We start from the raw sequence: 15,909 nt of genomic DNA, 5'->3' as shown, positions 1-15,909 counted from the left end.
AAGCTGTAATCGCTGTGAGCTTGAATTGCTCGGTGTACTTACCCATAGATCCCCCAAGGGTTGGATTGGTGTCCAACTTCTTGGGGGCAGTCCACCGATCGCGCCGGCTTTAGAAATTGAGCAAGGCAGTTCTTCCCCCAGCTGGGGCCTCAGTTGTGGAGCCGCCCTGCGCCATCCCTTGTGGGAGCCGGCTTGCCGGCGATGGGGCCGGTGCAGTCGACATCACATTTGGGTAAACCTGCCCAGCCGCTGCTTGAGCATGCTGTTCTCACTGCGCAACTGCTGCACCTCTTGCAACAGTTCCAGCGCCAGTGCCACCCCTTCCCACTCCAGCTCCAGCTCCTGGTGCAGCTTCGCCGCACGCCTGGCCAGCAGCGGCGCCTGATCATCGAACAACCACTCCTCCGGCGTTCGCCCCGAAGGTTCAACGATGCCGTGCTCGACGATCTCGACCACGTAGTCGGCCGTGATATCGGCCTCCTGGCAAAGCGTGCGCATGTCCAGTTGAACGATCAGGGTGCTGCTCATGATCACTTACTCCACTGTGTCCTCGGGTTGAACGCCGCTTTCTCGGAAAGCTGGGTCCACAATTGGCGGGCAGAGGCGTCGGATGCCGGCGGCATGACCACCTTGAGCTGGGCGTAGAGGTTGCCGCGCTCGCCCTGCTTGTTCGCCAGGCCTTTGCCAGGCACACGCAGGCGCTGGCCGCTCTGGCTGTCGGGACGGATGGTCAGGTTGATCTTGCCGTCCAGGGTCGGCACCGCCACCTTGGTGCCCAAAGCGGCCTCCCACGGTGCCAATGGCACGGTGATGATCAGGTCCTGGCCTTCGACATCGAACAGGGGGTGCGGTGCCATGCGGATGGTCAGGAACAGGTCGCCGTTGGCGCCGCCACCGCTGCCAGGTGCCCCCTGGCCTTTGAGGCGGATGCGCTCGCCGTCGCTCACGCCAGCCGGGATCTTCACGTTCAAGGTCTTGGTGGTGAACCCGGTTCGCTGGCCGGCAGCGTTGGTCTGCGGCACCTGGAAGCTGATCTGCTTGGATTCCTTGCTCAGGGTTTCCTCAAGGAAGATCGCCAGTTCCAGTTCCACGTCCTGCCCTCGCCTGCCGGCACTGCGTTGTTGCCGAGCGCCGCCAAACGGGTTGCCGCCCCGCGCACCGAAGATCGAGCTGAAGAAGTCGGAGAAATCACCGCCCTCGAAACCACCACCCGCACCGCCACGGTTCTCCCAGCCCGGCGGGGCCTGGAATGGCCGGCCGTGCTGGCCGCCGTACTTGCGGATCTCGTCGAACTCGGCGCGTTTCTGGGCGTCGCCAAGCACCTCGTAGGCCTCGTTGGCCTCTTTGAATTTCTCCTCGGCGTCGCGCTCCTTGCTGACGTCAGGGTGATACTTGCGCGCCAGCTTGCGGTACGCGGCCTTGATCGCCTTCTCGTCCGCCGTGGGCTCTACGCCGAGTATCTTGTAGTAGTCTTTGAAGTCCATCTATGGATCACCAATGTGAATTTTCATGTTGCATCTGAAGATAAGGGTCAAGCATAGCCTTTCAAGGTTCGCTTGGCTTTGCTTCAAGGCAGACGACCGGTCTTGATTCTCTGGCCAAGTGGCATAAACTGCGCGGCCGTTTTGCCTCCGGAAGCCCTTTTCCCATGTCTGACGTATCCCCGGCCCGTGCCCTGGGCATCGACTTCGGCACCTCCAACTCTACCGTCGGCTGGCACCGCCCCGGGGTCGAATCGCTGATAGCCCTGGAAGACGGCAAGATCACCCTGCCCTCGGTGGTTTTCTTCAATATCGAAGAGCGCCGCCCGGTGTATGGCCGGCTGGCACTGCACGAGTACCTCGAAGGCTACGAAGGCCGCCTGATGCGCTCGCTCAAGAGCCTGCTGGGCTCCAAGCTGATCAAGCACGACACCAGCGTGCTGGGCAGCGCCTTGCCGTTCAAGGACCTGCTGGGCATGTTCATCGGCGAGCTGAAAACCCGCGCCGAAACCGCTGCCGGCCGCAGCTTCGATCAGGTGGTACTGGGCCGTCCGGTGTTCTTCGTAGACGAAGATCAGGCCGCCGATCAGGAGGCCGAAGACACCCTGGCCGACGTGGCCCGCAAGATTGGCTTCAAGGACGTGTCGTTCCAGTATGAACCGATTGCCGCCGCGTTCGACTACGAGTCAGGTATCAGCCGTGAAGAGCTGGTATTGATCGTGGATATCGGCGGGGGCACCTCGGACTTTACCCTGATCCGCCTGTCACCTGAACGTCACCAGGTAGCCGAGCGTCAAAGCGACATCCTCGCCACCGGCGGCGTGCACATCGGGGGTACCGACTTCGACAAGCAGTTGAGCCTGCAGGGCGTGATGCCGCTGTTCGGTTACGGCAGCCGGATGAAGAGCGGTGCGCTGATGCCGACCAGCTATCACCTCAACCTGGCCACCTGGCACACCATCAACGCCCTGTACTCGCAAAAGTCGCAACTGGCACTGGGCAGCATGCGCTATGACATCGAGGACACGCTGGGCATTGACCGTCTGTTCAAGCTGATCGAGCAGCGGGCCGGGCACTGGCTGGCGATGGAGGTGGAGGCCAGCAAGATTGAGCTGACCGACCACGAAAGCCGCCGTATCGACCTCGGCCGCGTCGAGCGCGAATTGGGCGTGGACCTGACCCGTACGGTGTTCGAAGGCGCGATCGAAGGGCTGCTGGAGCGGGTGCGTGGCAGCGTCACGGAGTTGCTGACCAAAGCCGGTGTAAGCGAAGGCCAGGTGGACACGGTGTTCTTCACCGGTGGTTCCAGCGGCATTCCGGCGCTGCGCAACAGCGTGGCGGCAATGCTGCCCAATGCGCGGCATGTGGAGGGCAACATCTTCGGCAGCATCGGCAGCGGCCTGGCGATCGAAGCACGCAAACGTTACGGCTGAGCTGCAAGCCGCAAGCTACAAGCTACAAGCTACAAGCTACAAGCCGATTGGCGATGGAACGCCCACCGCGGTCGGCTTTAGCTTGCAGCTTGCAGCTTGCAGCTTGAAGCTTGCCGCTTCAAACCAGCTCCGCCCGCTTCAGCTCACTCTTGAGGTACGCATAGTAGACCGGCCCCGCTACCACGCCCGGCAGGCCGAACGCCGCCTCGAACACCAGCATCGCCAGCAACAGCTCCCAGGCCTTGGCACTGATCTGCCCGCCCACGATCCGCGCGTTGAGGAAGTACTCGACCTTGTGGATAACGATCAGATACCCCAGCGCGGCCGCCGCCACCCAGATCGACAGCGACATGCCAACGATGGTGATCAGCGTGTTGGACATCAGGTTGCCGATTACCGGCAACAGCCCAAGCAGGAAGGTCAGCACGATCAGCGTCTTGGTCAGCGGCAGGTGCACACCGAACAGCGGCAGCACCACAGCGAGGAAAATGCCGGTGAACACGGTGTTGAGCAGCGAGATCTTGATCTGCGCGAAGACAATGTTGCGAAACGCCTGCACCAACAGGCTCAGGCGCTCGAACAAGGCGGCAGCCAGCGGCTTGCGCCGGGAAATGTCGGGGATGCGCTGCAACGCAATGATCGCGCCGAGAATCATGCCGATCAGCAGCGTCACGAACATGTGCGCCATGCCCTTGCCTACCAGCTGCAGGTCGCTGAGGTGGCTCTTGATCCAGTCACCGATGGCCACCTTGAATTCCGCGGCGCTGGCCGGCAGGTAGCCCTCGATGAACGGCGGCAACTGGCCACGGGCACGCTCGAACAGGGCCATGAACTTGTCCAGCGAGGCGCCGGGGTTTTCTGCCTCGTGCAGCAGGAAGCTGAACGCGCCGGCGATCAGCAAGGTCAGGGTGCTGACCACCAGGGTACCCAGCAGCGCCACCGCCAGCCAGCGCGCGCGTTGCCCGGCAATGATCGGCTGCAGGCGTGGTGTGAGCATGTTCACCAGCTCGAATACCAGCAACCCGGCCAGCAAGCTAGGTAACAATTTCAGAGGGAGCGCCAGCAGCAGGCCGGCAAATACGATGAACCAGCTGGCCAGGGTGACCTGGCGGGGGGTGAAGGTCATACAGCCTCAACGGCAGACAACGGAAAAGAACCGCAGTCTGCCAGCCTTCGTCCTACAGGCATAGGCGCAGGTCATTTCTTCTTCAGGCAGTCGCTCATGTAGGCCTTGCGCTCATCGCCCTTCAAGGCCTGGGCGCTGGCGTCAGCGTTGCAGAGCTTCATCTTTTCCTGCTGGGTGGGCGGTACGCTTTTCTTCAGGCAGTTGCTCATGAAGGCTTTGCGCTCATCGCCCTTGAGCGCCTTGGCAGAAGCATCGGCATTGCACGAGGTCATCTTTTCCTGTTGAGCGGTGGCGGCGAATCCCTGCGCACTGAACATAACGGCCAACGCCAGCAATGGCATGTGCAGCATCTTCATGGAGTGGTCTCCTTCTCTCCCGCGCCCGATGCACGGTGTCGCAGATGAGTGTAGACAACAAATTTTACACACCCGTGCGCGCTTGCCGCCGGTACTGCTCTGGCGTGCAATGGGCCTGGCGCTGGAACATGGCGATGAATGCTGAGGCGCTGCTGTAGCCGAGGTCGAAGGCGATGGCCTGTATCGGCAAACCGGCCTCCAGCGCCTCGATGGCCCGCAAAAACCTCAGGCGCAGGCGCCACTCACCAAAGCTGATGCCCAGCTCGCGCAGAAATTGCCGCGCCAGGGTGCGTTCGCTGACATGCACCTGCGCCGCCCAGTCCGCCAGCGGGCGGTTGTCACCAGGTTCGGCGACGAGGGCATCGAGCACCTGGCGCATGCCCTCGCTATGAGCGAAGGGCAGGTAGCAGGTCTGGGTGGGTGCCTGCAGCAACTGGTCGACCAGCACCTGCACCAGGCGCTGGTCGCGTTCGTCCTGCGCCACCTTGACATCACGGCGGGCGAAGTCGCCGAGGATGGCCTTGAGGATATCGCTGATCACCAGGCTGCACGGCTGCTGCGGTAGCCCGGCGCACAGGCTGCGGTCCAGATAGACCGAGCGGTACACGATGGCCTGCGGGTTGTAGCAACCATGCTCGGTATCCGGCGGCACCCACACAGCGTAATGCGGGGGTGACAGAAAACGCTGGCCGTCGACGTCCAGGTGCATCACGCCATGGGCGGTGTAGTTGAGCTGGCCCCAGGTGTGGCGGTGCGGCGCGCTGTGCGTATCGGCGCCGAATTCGTCGTGGCGCAGGTACACCGGCGCAGGAAGCAGGTCGAACTGGGGGATGTCGAGGTATTTGCGGCGCATGCTGTCTGCTTCAAGGGGCAGGTTGTCTGGATAAGAGTATAGGCTTGCTGACAGACATCCGATAATACCGGGCCACCCTACAACCTCTGTGCAAGCGGGCACGCTGCCACAGGGGCTAGTGAGCATCCGAGAGCCGCTGCGTCATGAATTACCTGTACCCCCTTACCGCCATCCTCATCTGGGCCGGCAACACCGTGGTCACCAAGCTGTCCGCAGGTGCCATTCACCCTGCCGAGATCGGCTTCTACCGCTGGCTGCTCGCAGGGCTGCTGTTCACCCCATTCCTGCTACCGGCCGTGTGGCGCAACCGCGCCGCCATCCGTCCGCACCTGGCCAGAATCTTCGTCCTTGGCGTACTCGGCATGGCCCTTTACCAAAGCCTGGCCTATTTCGCGGCCAGCATCACCAGCGCCACCAACATGGGCATCATTCTCTCGCTGATGCCCTTGATGTCGCTGGCCCTGTCCATCGCGTGGCTCGGCCAGCGGCTGAGCTACGGTGCGCTGACCGGCGCTGTGGTGTCGTTCATCGGCGTGCTGGAAGTGGTCTCCGCCGGCCAGCCCGGCATCTTGCTGGAGCAAGGCCTGAACCGTGGCGACCTGCTGATGCTGGTGGCCACCCTGGCCTACGCGCTATACAGCTTCCTGCTGAAGAAATGGCAGCTGCGCCTGCCACCCTTGCAGTTGCTGTATCTGCAGGTGCTGGTAGCAATCATGGTCTTGCTGCCGTTGTTCCTGGTTTCTGAAAAGACCGGCCTGAACGTGCATAACGTGGGCTTGGTGCTGTACGCCTGTGTGTTGGCCTCTATGATCGCGCCGCTGGTGTGGATGCAGGCCGTGCAACGCCTGGGGCCAAGCCGCACCACGTTGTTCTTCAACCTGCTGCCACTGGTGACCGCGCTGATCGCAGCCGCAGTGCTCGACGAGCAACTGGCCAGCTACCACCTGATCGGCGGCCTGCTGACCCTGGCCGGGGTGATCCTCGCCGAACGCTGGAGCACCCCCGTGCGCCGCCGGGCTACAGCCCCGCAGCCTTGAGGCGAGCGGCGTGCTCGGTGAACAGGCGCACCGGCTCGGCGCCTTTGCCCACGGCGCCGAGCGACTGGTTGACGATGTCCAGGTGGTCCAGCGGGTAGTCATCACCGATCACCTGCCCCAGGTGCGAACTGAAGCGCCCGACCATGCCGTCACACTGGCCCTTTTCCTTGACGAAGCTGCGGGCGAACAGGCGGCAGAAGCGGTTGCTGCCGTCAAAGCGGTTACGCCCTTGGTCGGTGAAACCTGGTTGCAATGTGCCTGACCACGAATAGTAACGGACGCCGTTGACCTCTGCCGCCCCCTCGCCGCCCCAGGTGTCGGGCAGGCCCTGTGGATAAGCCTGGTTGAACAGCGCTACGCCGGCACTGGTCAACGACTGGTGCGAGGCATGCACGTCGATTGGCAATGGGGCGCGCCGCCATCCGGTTTCCAGCCACCCCAGCAGCACCGCCAGGCCGTGCAGAACCGACCTGAGGATGCGCCCTCGAGCAGAATCGCCCGGCGCTGTACGCGCCAGGTGGTCGGCCAGTTCCGAGCCATGGTTGGGCCCGGCCACCGAGGTCACCGATGCCACACGTTCTGGCCGCTTGGCAGCGGCATATCGCGCGCTCAGGGCGCCTTGGCTATGGCCGATGAGGTTGACCTTGTCAGCGCCGGTGCGCTGGCAGATGTCTTCGATGATCGCCAGCAACTGCTCACCGCGCACTTCGCTGGAGTGCAAGGGCGATACCTGCACGGGAAACACCTGCGCCCCGCCCTTGCGCAAGGCCGGCACGATGCCGAACCAATAGGGATACAGCAACGCCCTGACAAAGCCGAGCATGCCCGGCACCAGCACCAACGGGTATCGCGTAGCCAATTCCTGCTGCATGGGCCCAGCCCCTTTGCGTGGACGACCCGCCAACACTACAGCGGCCTGAATGAGCATCGCAATCGAACTCCTGACGCGCCGCGCGGTTCCAAACCAGAACAGACCCTGGAGCAAGGAGCGGGACCATGTACAAACAGACCCTGGCAATCCTTCTGGCAAGCGCGACCCTGGCCGCCTGTGGCAGCCGCCCGGAAAACCCTGTGGACTACGTCACCTTCCGCGACGAGCCACTGGTCAAGCAAGTTGAAAACGGCATGACCATGCAGAAAGTCATCGCCATCGGTGGCAGCCCATCAAATGCCATCGACCTGCCGCATGGAGGCACCTGCAACGACTACATCCTCAACCGCGATGGCCATCAGCAGCCTTACTACGTGCGTTTCGATGCCACCGGCCATGTCGATGCCAAGGGCTTCAAGACCTGCAAACAACGAGAAGAGGACAGCGAAGCCGTACACGGCGCCTGAGCCTGCGTAATACCTTGACCACTCTTCCTGATTTGTCTGGAGATAACCATGAGCAACGTTGAACTGACCGATGTGCAAACCCTGCGCAAGCGTGCCCGTGAGCACGTCGAGCAAGGTGCGGTGACCGAGGGTTACCACGCCGACCGCCAGGAAATCCTGCGCCTGCTCAATGAGTCGCTGGCCACCGAGCTTGTCTGCGTATTGCGCTACAAGCGCCATTACTTCATGGCCAGCGGGATCAAGGCGAGCGTGGCTGCCGAGGAGTTTCTCGAGCATGCCAACCAAGAGGCCGAGCACGCCGACAAACTGGCCGAGCGCATCGTGCAGCTAGGTGGCGAGCCGGACTTCAACCCGGACAACCTGACCAAGAACTCCCATGCTCAATACGTAGCGGGCAACACCTTGAAGGAGATGGTGCTGGAGGACCTGGTGGCCGAACGCATCGCGATCGACAGCTACCGCGAGATCATTCAGTACATTGGTGACAAGGACCCGACCACGCGTCGGATCTTCGAGGACATCCTGGCTCAGGAAGAAGAACACGCCGACGACATGTCGGATATTCTCGAAGGCTTGTAATCACCAGGGGCCGCTTTGCGGCCCCTGTTCACTCACCTCTTGCCCTTCACCTCAGCCGGCGCCTTGCCGGCTTTCATCTGCTGCAACAACGGCGTGCACTGGTTGGGCTCATCGCCACTGCTCGGTGCTACCAGCGCCAACAACCCCGCCGCCGGCCCTGCCACCACACCCAACGCCACCATGCCTGCCCCGCGCAAGGCCAGCGGCACCGCCTGCACGCCAGCACCGGGCTTGGCAAACGGCCCGCGAACATACAGCGGCGAGCGCAGGGAGAACAGCCGCAAGCCTTTCGACTCCGGAGTAATCTTCAAATCCAGCTGCTCGCTGGCGAAGTTGGCGGTGCCATTGACATAGATGATCGCGTTCTCGGTATCGAATATGAACAGGCGCGTACTCGCCAGCCCGTCCTTGATACCTACATCGGCCGCTGCGCAATTGATCTGAACATCCTCATCGCCAAATAGCTTGCCGATCACATAGTTGCCCACGTTCAACCCGGCGATCTCCATCAGGCTGCGGCTGATCGCGCCATCGTTGATCAGCAAGCGCAGGTCACCATTGGCCGTACCCAGCAGCGCCGCCACCGAGTTACCGCGGCCAGTGATATCGGCATCGCCGTTGAGCTCACCAAAACTGGTCTGCATCGGCGCAAAGGTGGGGAACAGCTGCTTGAGCTTGAAGCCGCGTGCGGTCAGACGGGCGCGCCCCTGCAGCGGCACGCTGCGGCCATCCAGGCGAATACTGGATGCCAGGTTGCCACCGGCCACGCCAAAGCGCAGGGGATCCAGGCGCAGCAGACCGTCATCGAGGATCACATGGGCGGAGAGATCATTGAATGGCAACTGTTCACTGTGAACGATGCGCTTGCCGGCAAACTCGACGTCGGCGTCCATGGTGCGCCAGCGGTCGGTGCGGAACTCCTCCACCGGCAGCACCTTGCCAGCAGGCTGCTTGCTGGCGCCCCCGCGGGCCTTCTGCTCGGCGTTGGAGTCGGCACCGATCAGTGGTGCCAGGTCTTTGAACAACAGCTGATTGGACACCAGCTTGCCGGAGAGTTTCGGCCGTGGCTGGCTTGCGGTGAACGCCAGGTCGCCGTGGATATCACTGTCACCTATCTTGCCGTTGAACCCTTGGTAGTTGAAGGTCGCGCCCGTGGCCGCATGCAGGTTGGCCGTGAGGTGGCCATCGGTCGAGTAGGCCGGGGTATCTGGCAGGGTCACCCCCGTCAGCGGATAAAGGTTGCCCAGGCTTGCACCGGACAGGCGCAAGCGAAGGTCCAGCGCACCCAGGTTGCGCGGGTCGGTCAGGGTGCCAGCGAGTACGACATGGGTATCGGCAACCCGCACATCGGCCTGCAGCGGGAACGGCTGGCTGGCGTCCTGCAGCGCCAGCAGGCCACCGATCTTGCCCGTGCCGGAAACCGGCTGACCTTTGTAGCGGCCCTGGACCTTGAGCCCGAAGGCGTAATCCTGCGCACCGCCGGCCTTTTGCGCGCTGGCTTTGCCAACGATCTCGCTGAACGGGATCGGTTTACCCAGCGGGTCGATTTGCACCTTCATGCTGGTTTTCAGGGTCTGGTCGTCCAGGCTTACATTGCCTTGGTCAAAACCGATGGCGCCGATGTCCAACTGCCACTTGGAGGGCTGCGCATTCTCATCCTTGGGGCCTAAGTCGAAGGTCCAGTTGGCGCGGCCATCGGCCAGCCGAGCAAGGCTGGCGGTGGGTTTGACCAGGTCGATACGCGGGATGACGATCTGCTGGAATATCAGTGGCAGCGGCGCCAGACGAAACTCCACACGCTCCAGGCCGACCATCTTTGGCTCCTTCAGCCAATCGGGATTGCCCAGGGTCAGGTCCTCGGCAGTGAAGTGCGGCCACGGTACCCAGGCACGCCACCCGCCTTCTTCCGGCTCAGTACGCCAATGCACCGCCAGGTTGCCATTGATCGCGAACGGCCTGTGCAACGCTTCGGAGACTTTCTCATTGAGCAGCGGCTTGACGCGGTTCCAGTCGAAGGTGGCGATCACCACCACCAGTATCGCCAGCAGGGTCAGCAGGCTGGTAAGGGTCCAGACGAGGATTCTGGCGGGACGCGTCATTGCGTGATTCTCCTGACGGCTTGGCGCATAACGGCGCAACGATGGCACTCACTGTCTCGGACTGATGAAAGCCCGCAGGGTTTTATCGGTGAAGCTCATGATAGCGAAGTTTTTCTTGGCTCATTGTTCAGGTTTTGCCCATAGAGCAGGTGCGCCGTGACGTGAAAGCAACAGTGGCAATGAGCCACACATCGACTTGAAGGCCGCGTGCCAGAGCCATCTTGGACGGCTATCAATGGCATCGATTGTTACCATTATCCGTATGAACTTCTCTCTGGCGTTACCGGGCGTAGCATTGGCTCCGTACCCACTTTCCAGCCCCTCTGAGGAGCACTCAAATCATGAAACGCCAACTACTGACCCTGACCTTGTCCATTCTTGCTGCCAACGCTTTTGCCGTGCCTGCAGCCGACCAGCACCTGACCGCCGAATCGCGCTCCAGCGCTGTGGAAGTCGCCCAGCCCTTGAAAACCGTTGCCGAAGGTGGCTCGGATCGCCTGATCGAACGCAGTGATCGTGTGGCCGAAGGTGGTTCTGACCGTTTGATCGAACGCAATGATCGTGTTGCCGAGGGTGGTTCTGACCGCCTGATCGAGCGCAATGATCGTGTTGCCGAGGGTGGTTCTGACCGCCTGATCGAACGCAATGATCGTGTTGCCGAGGGTGGTTCCGACCGTCTGATCGAGCGCAATGATCGTGTTGCCGAGGGTGGTTCTGACCGTCTGATCGAACGCAATGATCGTGTTGCCGAAGGTGGTTCTGACCGTCTGATCGAACGCAATGATCGTGTTGCCGAAGGTGGTTCTGACCGTCTGATCGAACGCAGTGGCCATGTTGCCGAAGGTGGCTCGGACCGCCTGGTCGAAATCAGCCGCGTGAGCTGACGCCATGGCCGAAAAGAACAACTGGCAGTACAGCGCTTGCGCCCCTCCCGGCCCGGTCACTTGACCGGGCTTTGTTTTACGGGGGTATTGCATGCCCGCCTGTTGCACCAGTACCTATCATTTCTGCCAGTTTCAGCCCCCCATCGCCATTGTTAAGTTGAGACAAATGAGGCGATGGAGCGTTGGCATGACAAATCCCACAACTGATCTGATAGCACTCAGGCCGGACTGGCTGGACGAAGAACTTCTGGCCCGCATCGCCAGGCCCATCACGACCGGTGAAGATGCCAAGCAAGCCTTGATCGATGTATTGGCGCACCCCAGCATGCGGGGTGATACCTTGCTGTGCGACCTGCCCAGATTGCTCCAGCTCCACGCAGTCTGTGCCATCCATGATGGCGCCCTGGCATCGATGATTTCCATTCATTACAACCTGTGCATGGGGACCATCAAATCCCTGGGCGATGACAGTGACTATGTGCGTGAACATTACAGCCGCTTGAACGATGGCACGGCAATCGGTGTGTACCTGGCAACTGAACTGGGGTACGGAAGCAATCTTTTTTCATTGGAAACCGAAGCGCACTACCACCCTGAACGACAGCGCTTCATGCTTAACTCTCCCAGTGCCCAGTCCTACAAGTTCATGCCGAACAGTACGCACAGTTCGCTACCCAAAATAGCGGTCGTCATGGCACGGCTGATGGTCAAGGATCAGTTCGTCGGCATCCTGCCATTCCTGGTTCCACTGCAGGCAGATGGCGCCGCCTGCACCGGCATTCGAATCACGGCGCTGGGCCACAAGCCGGGGTTGCACCTGGACAATGCCATGACCTCGTTCGATAACGTCGAACTCCCGTACGAGGCACTGCTGCAGCGAGGGATTATCGAACTCGACCGCGACGGCAGCCTGCGGTTGACGAACACGCGCAGCCAGCGCTTCCTCAGCTCGGTCGAACGCGTTCAGTCCGGCAAGCTGTGTATGGCCAGTTGCTCCCTTGCAGTAGCGATGGCGGGCCTGCAGATCAATTACGCTTACGCTCAGAAACGCCAGAGCTTCAGCCCAGCGGGGCCGGTCAACCTGCTCAGCTATCCCACCTATCGCCACCCCATGGCCATCGACGTTGCGACCACCCTGGTCCACGCAGCCTGGCTGGAACACATCGTCGCGGGGCTGGGCAGTGATGCAATCAAGCCTTTGCCCCCCGAAGTGCTTAACGAGGTGGCGATTCTCAAGGCGGTTTCGACCTGGGGCAGCCAGGACATCCTGACGCGGTGCCGTGAACGGTGCGGAGCCCAAGGGATGTTCTCGGCGAACAAGATCATCGGCTACTTGCTGACCAACAACGGCGCGATCACAGCCGAAGGCGAAAACATGGTCATCATGCTCAAAGCCGCTTCCTACTCACTGAAACAGGCAGCCCCTGCCAGCACGCAGGCCAGCACTGGCAAACAACGCCAGCGCCTGCTCAAACACCTGGATGCGTGCATCGAAGCCCTGCGTTCGGGCATTGCCAGAACACCGAACCGGCACATGCAGACCGAAGATTTGCTGTTGCTGGCCAGGCTGCTGGGGGTGCGCATGCCCTGCGTGAGATACCTGGCCAATGCCCGAAACGACGCGTTGGATGAAGTGATCCTCGATGTCTACTTACTGAACCAATTAGAGCACCACGCAGTGGCCCTGCTGCGTACCCAGGCGGCCTCGGCCAGGCAAGTGCGGAGCTGGGCCAAACGCAAACAGGCCTTGTTGGTGAAGTATGCGCCCTCCATTCTCAAGCGCCTGGCAAACATGGACATGAAGATGCTGGAGGTCCCCATCAGCGGCGATAACTACATTGAGCATTACGCGGCGCGCCACCTCAACGAGCAAGCGGCTTGAAACTGCTTTTTTTTGACTTTTGGCCATGAGCCAATAAAGTGCAGGTTTCTCATGTGATCAATGACCTGACATGCTGCCGCGCGCCGAACAGAAGCTACAGACTCGCCAGGCCCTGCTCGACGCGGCCTGCCAGCTCATGGAAAGCGGCCGTGGCTTCGGCAGCATCAGCCTGCGCGAAGTGGCCAAGGCCGCCGGCATCGTGCCCACCGGGTTCTATCGGCACTTCCCCGACATGGACGCCCTCGGCCTGGCGCTGGTGGCCGAGGTCGATGATACCTTCCGCCAGACCATCCGCCTGGTGCGGCACAATGAATTCGAACTGGGCGGCATCACCGACGCCTCGGTACGCATCTTCCTCGACGTGGTGGCCGCCAACCGGGCACAGTTCCTGTTCCTGGCTCGCGAGCAGTACGGCGGCTCGCAGGCGGTGCGCCAGGCCATCGGCCGCTTGCGCCAAGGTATCAGCAACGACCTGTCCACCGACCTTGCGCGCATGAAACGCTGGCAGCACCTGAACGAGGCAGCGCTGGCGGTGATTGCCGACCTGGTGGTGAAGACCGTGTTTGCCACCCTGCCGGAACTGATCGACAACCCGGAGCAAGGTTATCCACAGGCCCTGAGCGCACGGGACAAGATAACCCAGCAGTTACGCTTCATCTTCGTCGGTGCACGGCATTGGCAGGGTCTGGGTAATCCGGGCTGAAGCGCACTTCTGCTACCATGGCGCACTGCCCGATTGTGACGAGCGCATTCATGTCCGACCTCCGCCCCACTCCAGCCGAACTGGCCGGCTTCAAACAGCACTTCGCCGAAGGCATCGTACCGCTGTGGCTCGGCCCGGGCTGGAATGCCGAAATGGCCCTGCCCTACGAGGCCCTGGATGCCGCGCACCACCCGCTGCCGGTGCAGCGGTACCGGGCAATGGCCTGCGCGCGTCAGTTGTACCTGTTCAGCAGCCGCATCGAACAACCGGGCGCGGCCGAGCGGGCTGCAGCGCTGTTCCGCTCCCTGCAGCGGCATTTCCACGACGCTGAACATGGCGGCTGGTTCTACAGCATCGATGCCCAAGGCAAGCCGCTGGACCGGCGCAAGGACCTCTACACCCATGCATTCATCGTGTTTGCCTGCGCTCATTACTGGGGCAAAGTCCGCGAAGGCCTGGTGGAGTCGGCCCTCAATGCTGCCCTTGAGATCGTCAACGAGCGGTTTGCCCGCAATGACGGCCTCTATGAAGCGAGCCTGGGTGAAGACTGGAGCGACCTTGGCAGCGGCCCCCTGCAAAACCCACAGATGCACTTGGCCGAAGCCTTCCTGCAAGTGCTCTGCGTACGTGAAGACCCGGGTGTTCAACAAGCACTGCTGCATCTGTGCCAAGCCCTGCAGACGCACTTCATCGAGCCGCACTATGGCCTGATGCTGGAAAAACCCCGCGGTGCTGTGGATAACTGGTTCGAGCCGGGGCATCAGTTCGAGTGGTTCTACCTGCTGCATACCTCGGCACTGCTGCGCGGCACGCCGCTGCATGCATCGATCGACCGCGCATTCGGTTACGCCGAGCAGTGCGGAGTGAAGGATGCCGCAGTGCTGGCAATGCTCGCGGTGGATGGCAAGGTGATCGATGCGACCCAGCGGATCTGGGCGCAGGCTGAATATCTGCGCGCGCTGGTATTACGGCCAGGCAGTGAAGCGAAGCTGGCCGAGCAGTTGCAGGCAATGCAGCAACGCTTCCTGCACGATGGCGGCTGGTATGAATGCCGCGATGGTGATGGTGCGGTCAGCCGGCATGACATGCCTTCGACTACGCCCTACCACCTGGCGACTTGCCTGGAAGGCCTGCAGCGCCTTGACTGACGCCACGTCCGGCAAGCCGGTTGCCACACAGCGAGCGGCGACCGCAACGCCTGTGGCAACCGGCTTGCCGGCGGTTGGGCGACAAAGCGCCCCTAGGGCGTCAGCCTTTCACCGAACGATCGATCGATAACCCAGCCCAGTCCTGGCTCACCGGCATCAGCTCCAGGCTGTTGATGTTGATGTGCGCCGGCTGGTTGAGGATCCAGAAGATGGTTTCGGCGATATCCTGCGGCTGAATCGGCTCGGCACCGGCGTAGGTGGCATCGTACTTGGCCTGGTCACCGCCGTGGCGCACCAGCGAGAACTCGCTCTCGCACAACCCCGGCTCGATATTGCTGACACGCACGCCCGTGCCGCGCAGGTCGCAGCGCAGGCTCAGCGAAAACTGGCCAACGAACGCCTTGGTGCCGCCATACACGTTGCTGCCCGGGTACGGATAGTTACCCGCCACCGATCCGACGTTGAGAATCGACGCCCCACGGCCATAGGCGATCAGACGCGGCAGCAGCAGGCGGGTGGTGAACATCAAGCCTTTGATGTTGGTGTCGACCATGGTCTCCCAGTCATCCAGGCTGCAGTTCTGCGCAGCATCGACGCCAAGCGCCAGGCCTGCGTTGTTGATCAGGCCACGCAGCTTGTCGAAGCCGGCCGGCAAATTGGCGATGGCCTGCTCCATGGCCTTGCGGTCACGTACATCGAGCACCAGGCCATGCACTTCGGTTTTGGCTGACAGCTCGGCGCACAGGGCATCCAGGCGCTCCTTGCGCCGGCCGGTAAGGATCAGCTTCCAGCCGGCATCGGCGAAACGGCGCGCGCAGGCTTCGCCAAAACCGGAAGTCGCGCCAGTGATGAATACGGTGGACGTCATGCTCTGTTCCTCGCTGTGGATTATTTTCGGCAAGCTTTGCAGCATGCCCGCGACGGGCGTCGTCAGCAAGCCATAGAAGCCCTTGGTCATTTTTTGTACATTACCCGAAAACCCGCATGGTA

Annotated in this window: 16 protein-coding genes; 8 read left to right on the top strand and 8 right to left on the bottom strand. The window is 61.8% G+C overall.

Translation table 11 applies throughout. From position 1 onward, the window contains the following. Positions 1-222: 222 nt before the first annotated feature. Entirely contained in the window at positions 223-528 is a 306-nt protein-coding gene (locus ACIPZC_RS23260) for a chaperone modulator CbpM (RefSeq protein WP_012316438.1), read from the bottom strand. Between the two features lie 2 nt (positions 529-530). Continuing rightward, positions 531-1,484 carry a curved DNA-binding protein gene (gene cbpA, locus ACIPZC_RS23255; RefSeq protein ID WP_241806211.1) on the bottom strand — a complete coding sequence of 318 codons (954 nt, stop codon included), beginning with the start codon at positions 1,482-1,484 and terminating at the stop codon, positions 531-533. Positions 1,485-1,648: 164 nt separating this feature from the next. Here cbpA and ACIPZC_RS23250 point away from each other — a divergent pair, with 164 nt between their 5' ends. Continuing rightward, positions 1,649-2,914 carry an Hsp70 family protein gene (locus ACIPZC_RS23250; protein ID WP_267819052.1) on the top strand — a complete coding sequence of 422 codons (1,266 nt, stop codon included), beginning with the start codon at positions 1,649-1,651 and terminating at the stop codon, positions 2,912-2,914. A gap of 118 nt (positions 2,915-3,032) precedes the next feature. On the opposite strand, the gene ACIPZC_RS23245 is transcribed toward ACIPZC_RS23250, so the two are convergent. From ACIPZC_RS23245 to ACIPZC_RS23235, 3 genes are all read right to left on the bottom strand, one after another. Beyond that, positions 3,033-4,040: an AI-2E family transporter gene (locus ACIPZC_RS23245; RefSeq protein ID WP_400629783.1), complete on the bottom strand. Its 1,008-nt coding sequence runs from the start codon at positions 4,038-4,040 to the stop codon at positions 3,033-3,035. Between the two features lie 71 nt (positions 4,041-4,111). Further along, entirely contained in the window at positions 4,112-4,396 is a 285-nt protein-coding gene (locus tag ACIPZC_RS23240; RefSeq protein WP_267819054.1) for a PsiF family protein, read from the bottom strand. A gap of 64 nt (positions 4,397-4,460) precedes the next feature. Beyond that, the gene (locus tag ACIPZC_RS23235; protein WP_400629781.1) at positions 4,461-5,249 is read right to left on the bottom strand and encodes an AraC family transcriptional regulator; all 789 of its coding nucleotides are present in this window, start codon (positions 5,247-5,249) and stop codon (positions 4,461-4,463) included. Positions 5,250-5,392: 143 nt separating this feature from the next. On the opposite strand from ACIPZC_RS23235, the gene ACIPZC_RS23230 reads away from it, so the two are divergent. Continuing rightward, on the top strand, positions 5,393-6,286 hold the full coding sequence (locus tag ACIPZC_RS23230; protein ID WP_400629779.1) for a DMT family transporter: 894 nt from the start codon (positions 5,393-5,395) through the stop codon (positions 6,284-6,286). Here the strand turns inward: ACIPZC_RS23230 and ACIPZC_RS23225 are convergent. Then, the gene (locus ACIPZC_RS23225) at positions 6,267-7,157 is read right to left on the bottom strand and encodes an alpha/beta fold hydrolase (RefSeq protein ID WP_400629777.1); all 891 of its coding nucleotides are present in this window, start codon (positions 7,155-7,157) and stop codon (positions 6,267-6,269) included. The genes ACIPZC_RS23230 and ACIPZC_RS23225 overlap by 20 nt on opposite strands. 125 nt (positions 7,158-7,282) lie before the next feature. Here ACIPZC_RS23225 and osmE point away from each other — a divergent pair, with 125 nt between their 5' ends. Then, positions 7,283-7,624, top strand: coding sequence for an osmotically-inducible lipoprotein OsmE (gene osmE, locus ACIPZC_RS23220; RefSeq protein ID WP_241806218.1), 342 nt, complete (start codon positions 7,283-7,285; stop codon positions 7,622-7,624). A 48-nt stretch (positions 7,625-7,672) separates the two neighbouring features. Then, positions 7,673-8,203 (top strand): bacterioferritin, encoded by a 531-nt coding sequence (locus ACIPZC_RS23215; protein WP_241806219.1) that lies wholly within the window; start codon positions 7,673-7,675, stop codon positions 8,201-8,203. Positions 8,204-8,235: 32 nt separating this feature from the next. Here ACIPZC_RS23215 and ACIPZC_RS23210 read toward each other — a convergent pair whose 3' ends face one another. Further along, on the bottom strand, positions 8,236-10,302 hold the full coding sequence (locus ACIPZC_RS23210; protein ID WP_400629774.1) for an AsmA family protein: 2,067 nt from the start codon (positions 10,300-10,302) through the stop codon (positions 8,236-8,238). Between the two features lie 341 nt (positions 10,303-10,643). Here ACIPZC_RS23210 and ACIPZC_RS23205 point away from each other — a divergent pair, with 341 nt between their 5' ends. The 4 genes from ACIPZC_RS23205 to ACIPZC_RS23190 all read left to right on the top strand — a co-directional run bounded on the left by ACIPZC_RS23205 (position 10,644) and on the right by ACIPZC_RS23190 (position 14,919). Beyond that, positions 10,644-11,186 carry a phage infection protein gene (locus ACIPZC_RS23205; protein ID WP_400629772.1) on the top strand — a complete coding sequence of 181 codons (543 nt, stop codon included), beginning with the start codon at positions 10,644-10,646 and terminating at the stop codon, positions 11,184-11,186. A 187-nt stretch (positions 11,187-11,373) separates the two neighbouring features. Beyond that, positions 11,374-13,068, top strand: coding sequence for a hypothetical protein (locus ACIPZC_RS23200; RefSeq protein ID WP_400629770.1), 1,695 nt, complete (start codon positions 11,374-11,376; stop codon positions 13,066-13,068). A 70-nt stretch (positions 13,069-13,138) separates the two neighbouring features. Continuing rightward, positions 13,139-13,771 (top strand): TetR family transcriptional regulator, encoded by a 633-nt coding sequence (locus tag ACIPZC_RS23195; protein WP_241806223.1) that lies wholly within the window; start codon positions 13,139-13,141, stop codon positions 13,769-13,771. Positions 13,772-13,821: 50 nt separating this feature from the next. Then, positions 13,822-14,919: an AGE family epimerase/isomerase gene (locus ACIPZC_RS23190; protein WP_400629767.1), complete on the top strand. Its 1,098-nt coding sequence runs from the start codon at positions 13,822-13,824 to the stop codon at positions 14,917-14,919. A gap of 100 nt (positions 14,920-15,019) precedes the next feature. Here ACIPZC_RS23190 and ACIPZC_RS23185 read toward each other — a convergent pair whose 3' ends face one another. Continuing rightward, positions 15,020-15,787 (bottom strand): SDR family oxidoreductase, encoded by a 768-nt coding sequence (locus tag ACIPZC_RS23185; protein ID WP_267819074.1) that lies wholly within the window; start codon positions 15,785-15,787, stop codon positions 15,020-15,022. Positions 15,788-15,909 lie beyond the last annotated feature (122 nt).

The sequence above is a fragment of the Pseudomonas sp. NPDC089743 genome (assembly GCF_044748785.1).
Taxonomy (GTDB): domain Bacteria; phylum Pseudomonadota; class Gammaproteobacteria; order Pseudomonadales; family Pseudomonadaceae; genus Aquipseudomonas; species Aquipseudomonas putida_X.
Note: the sequence above shows the minus strand (reverse complement) of the source record. Positions and strands in the feature narration are given on the sequence as shown.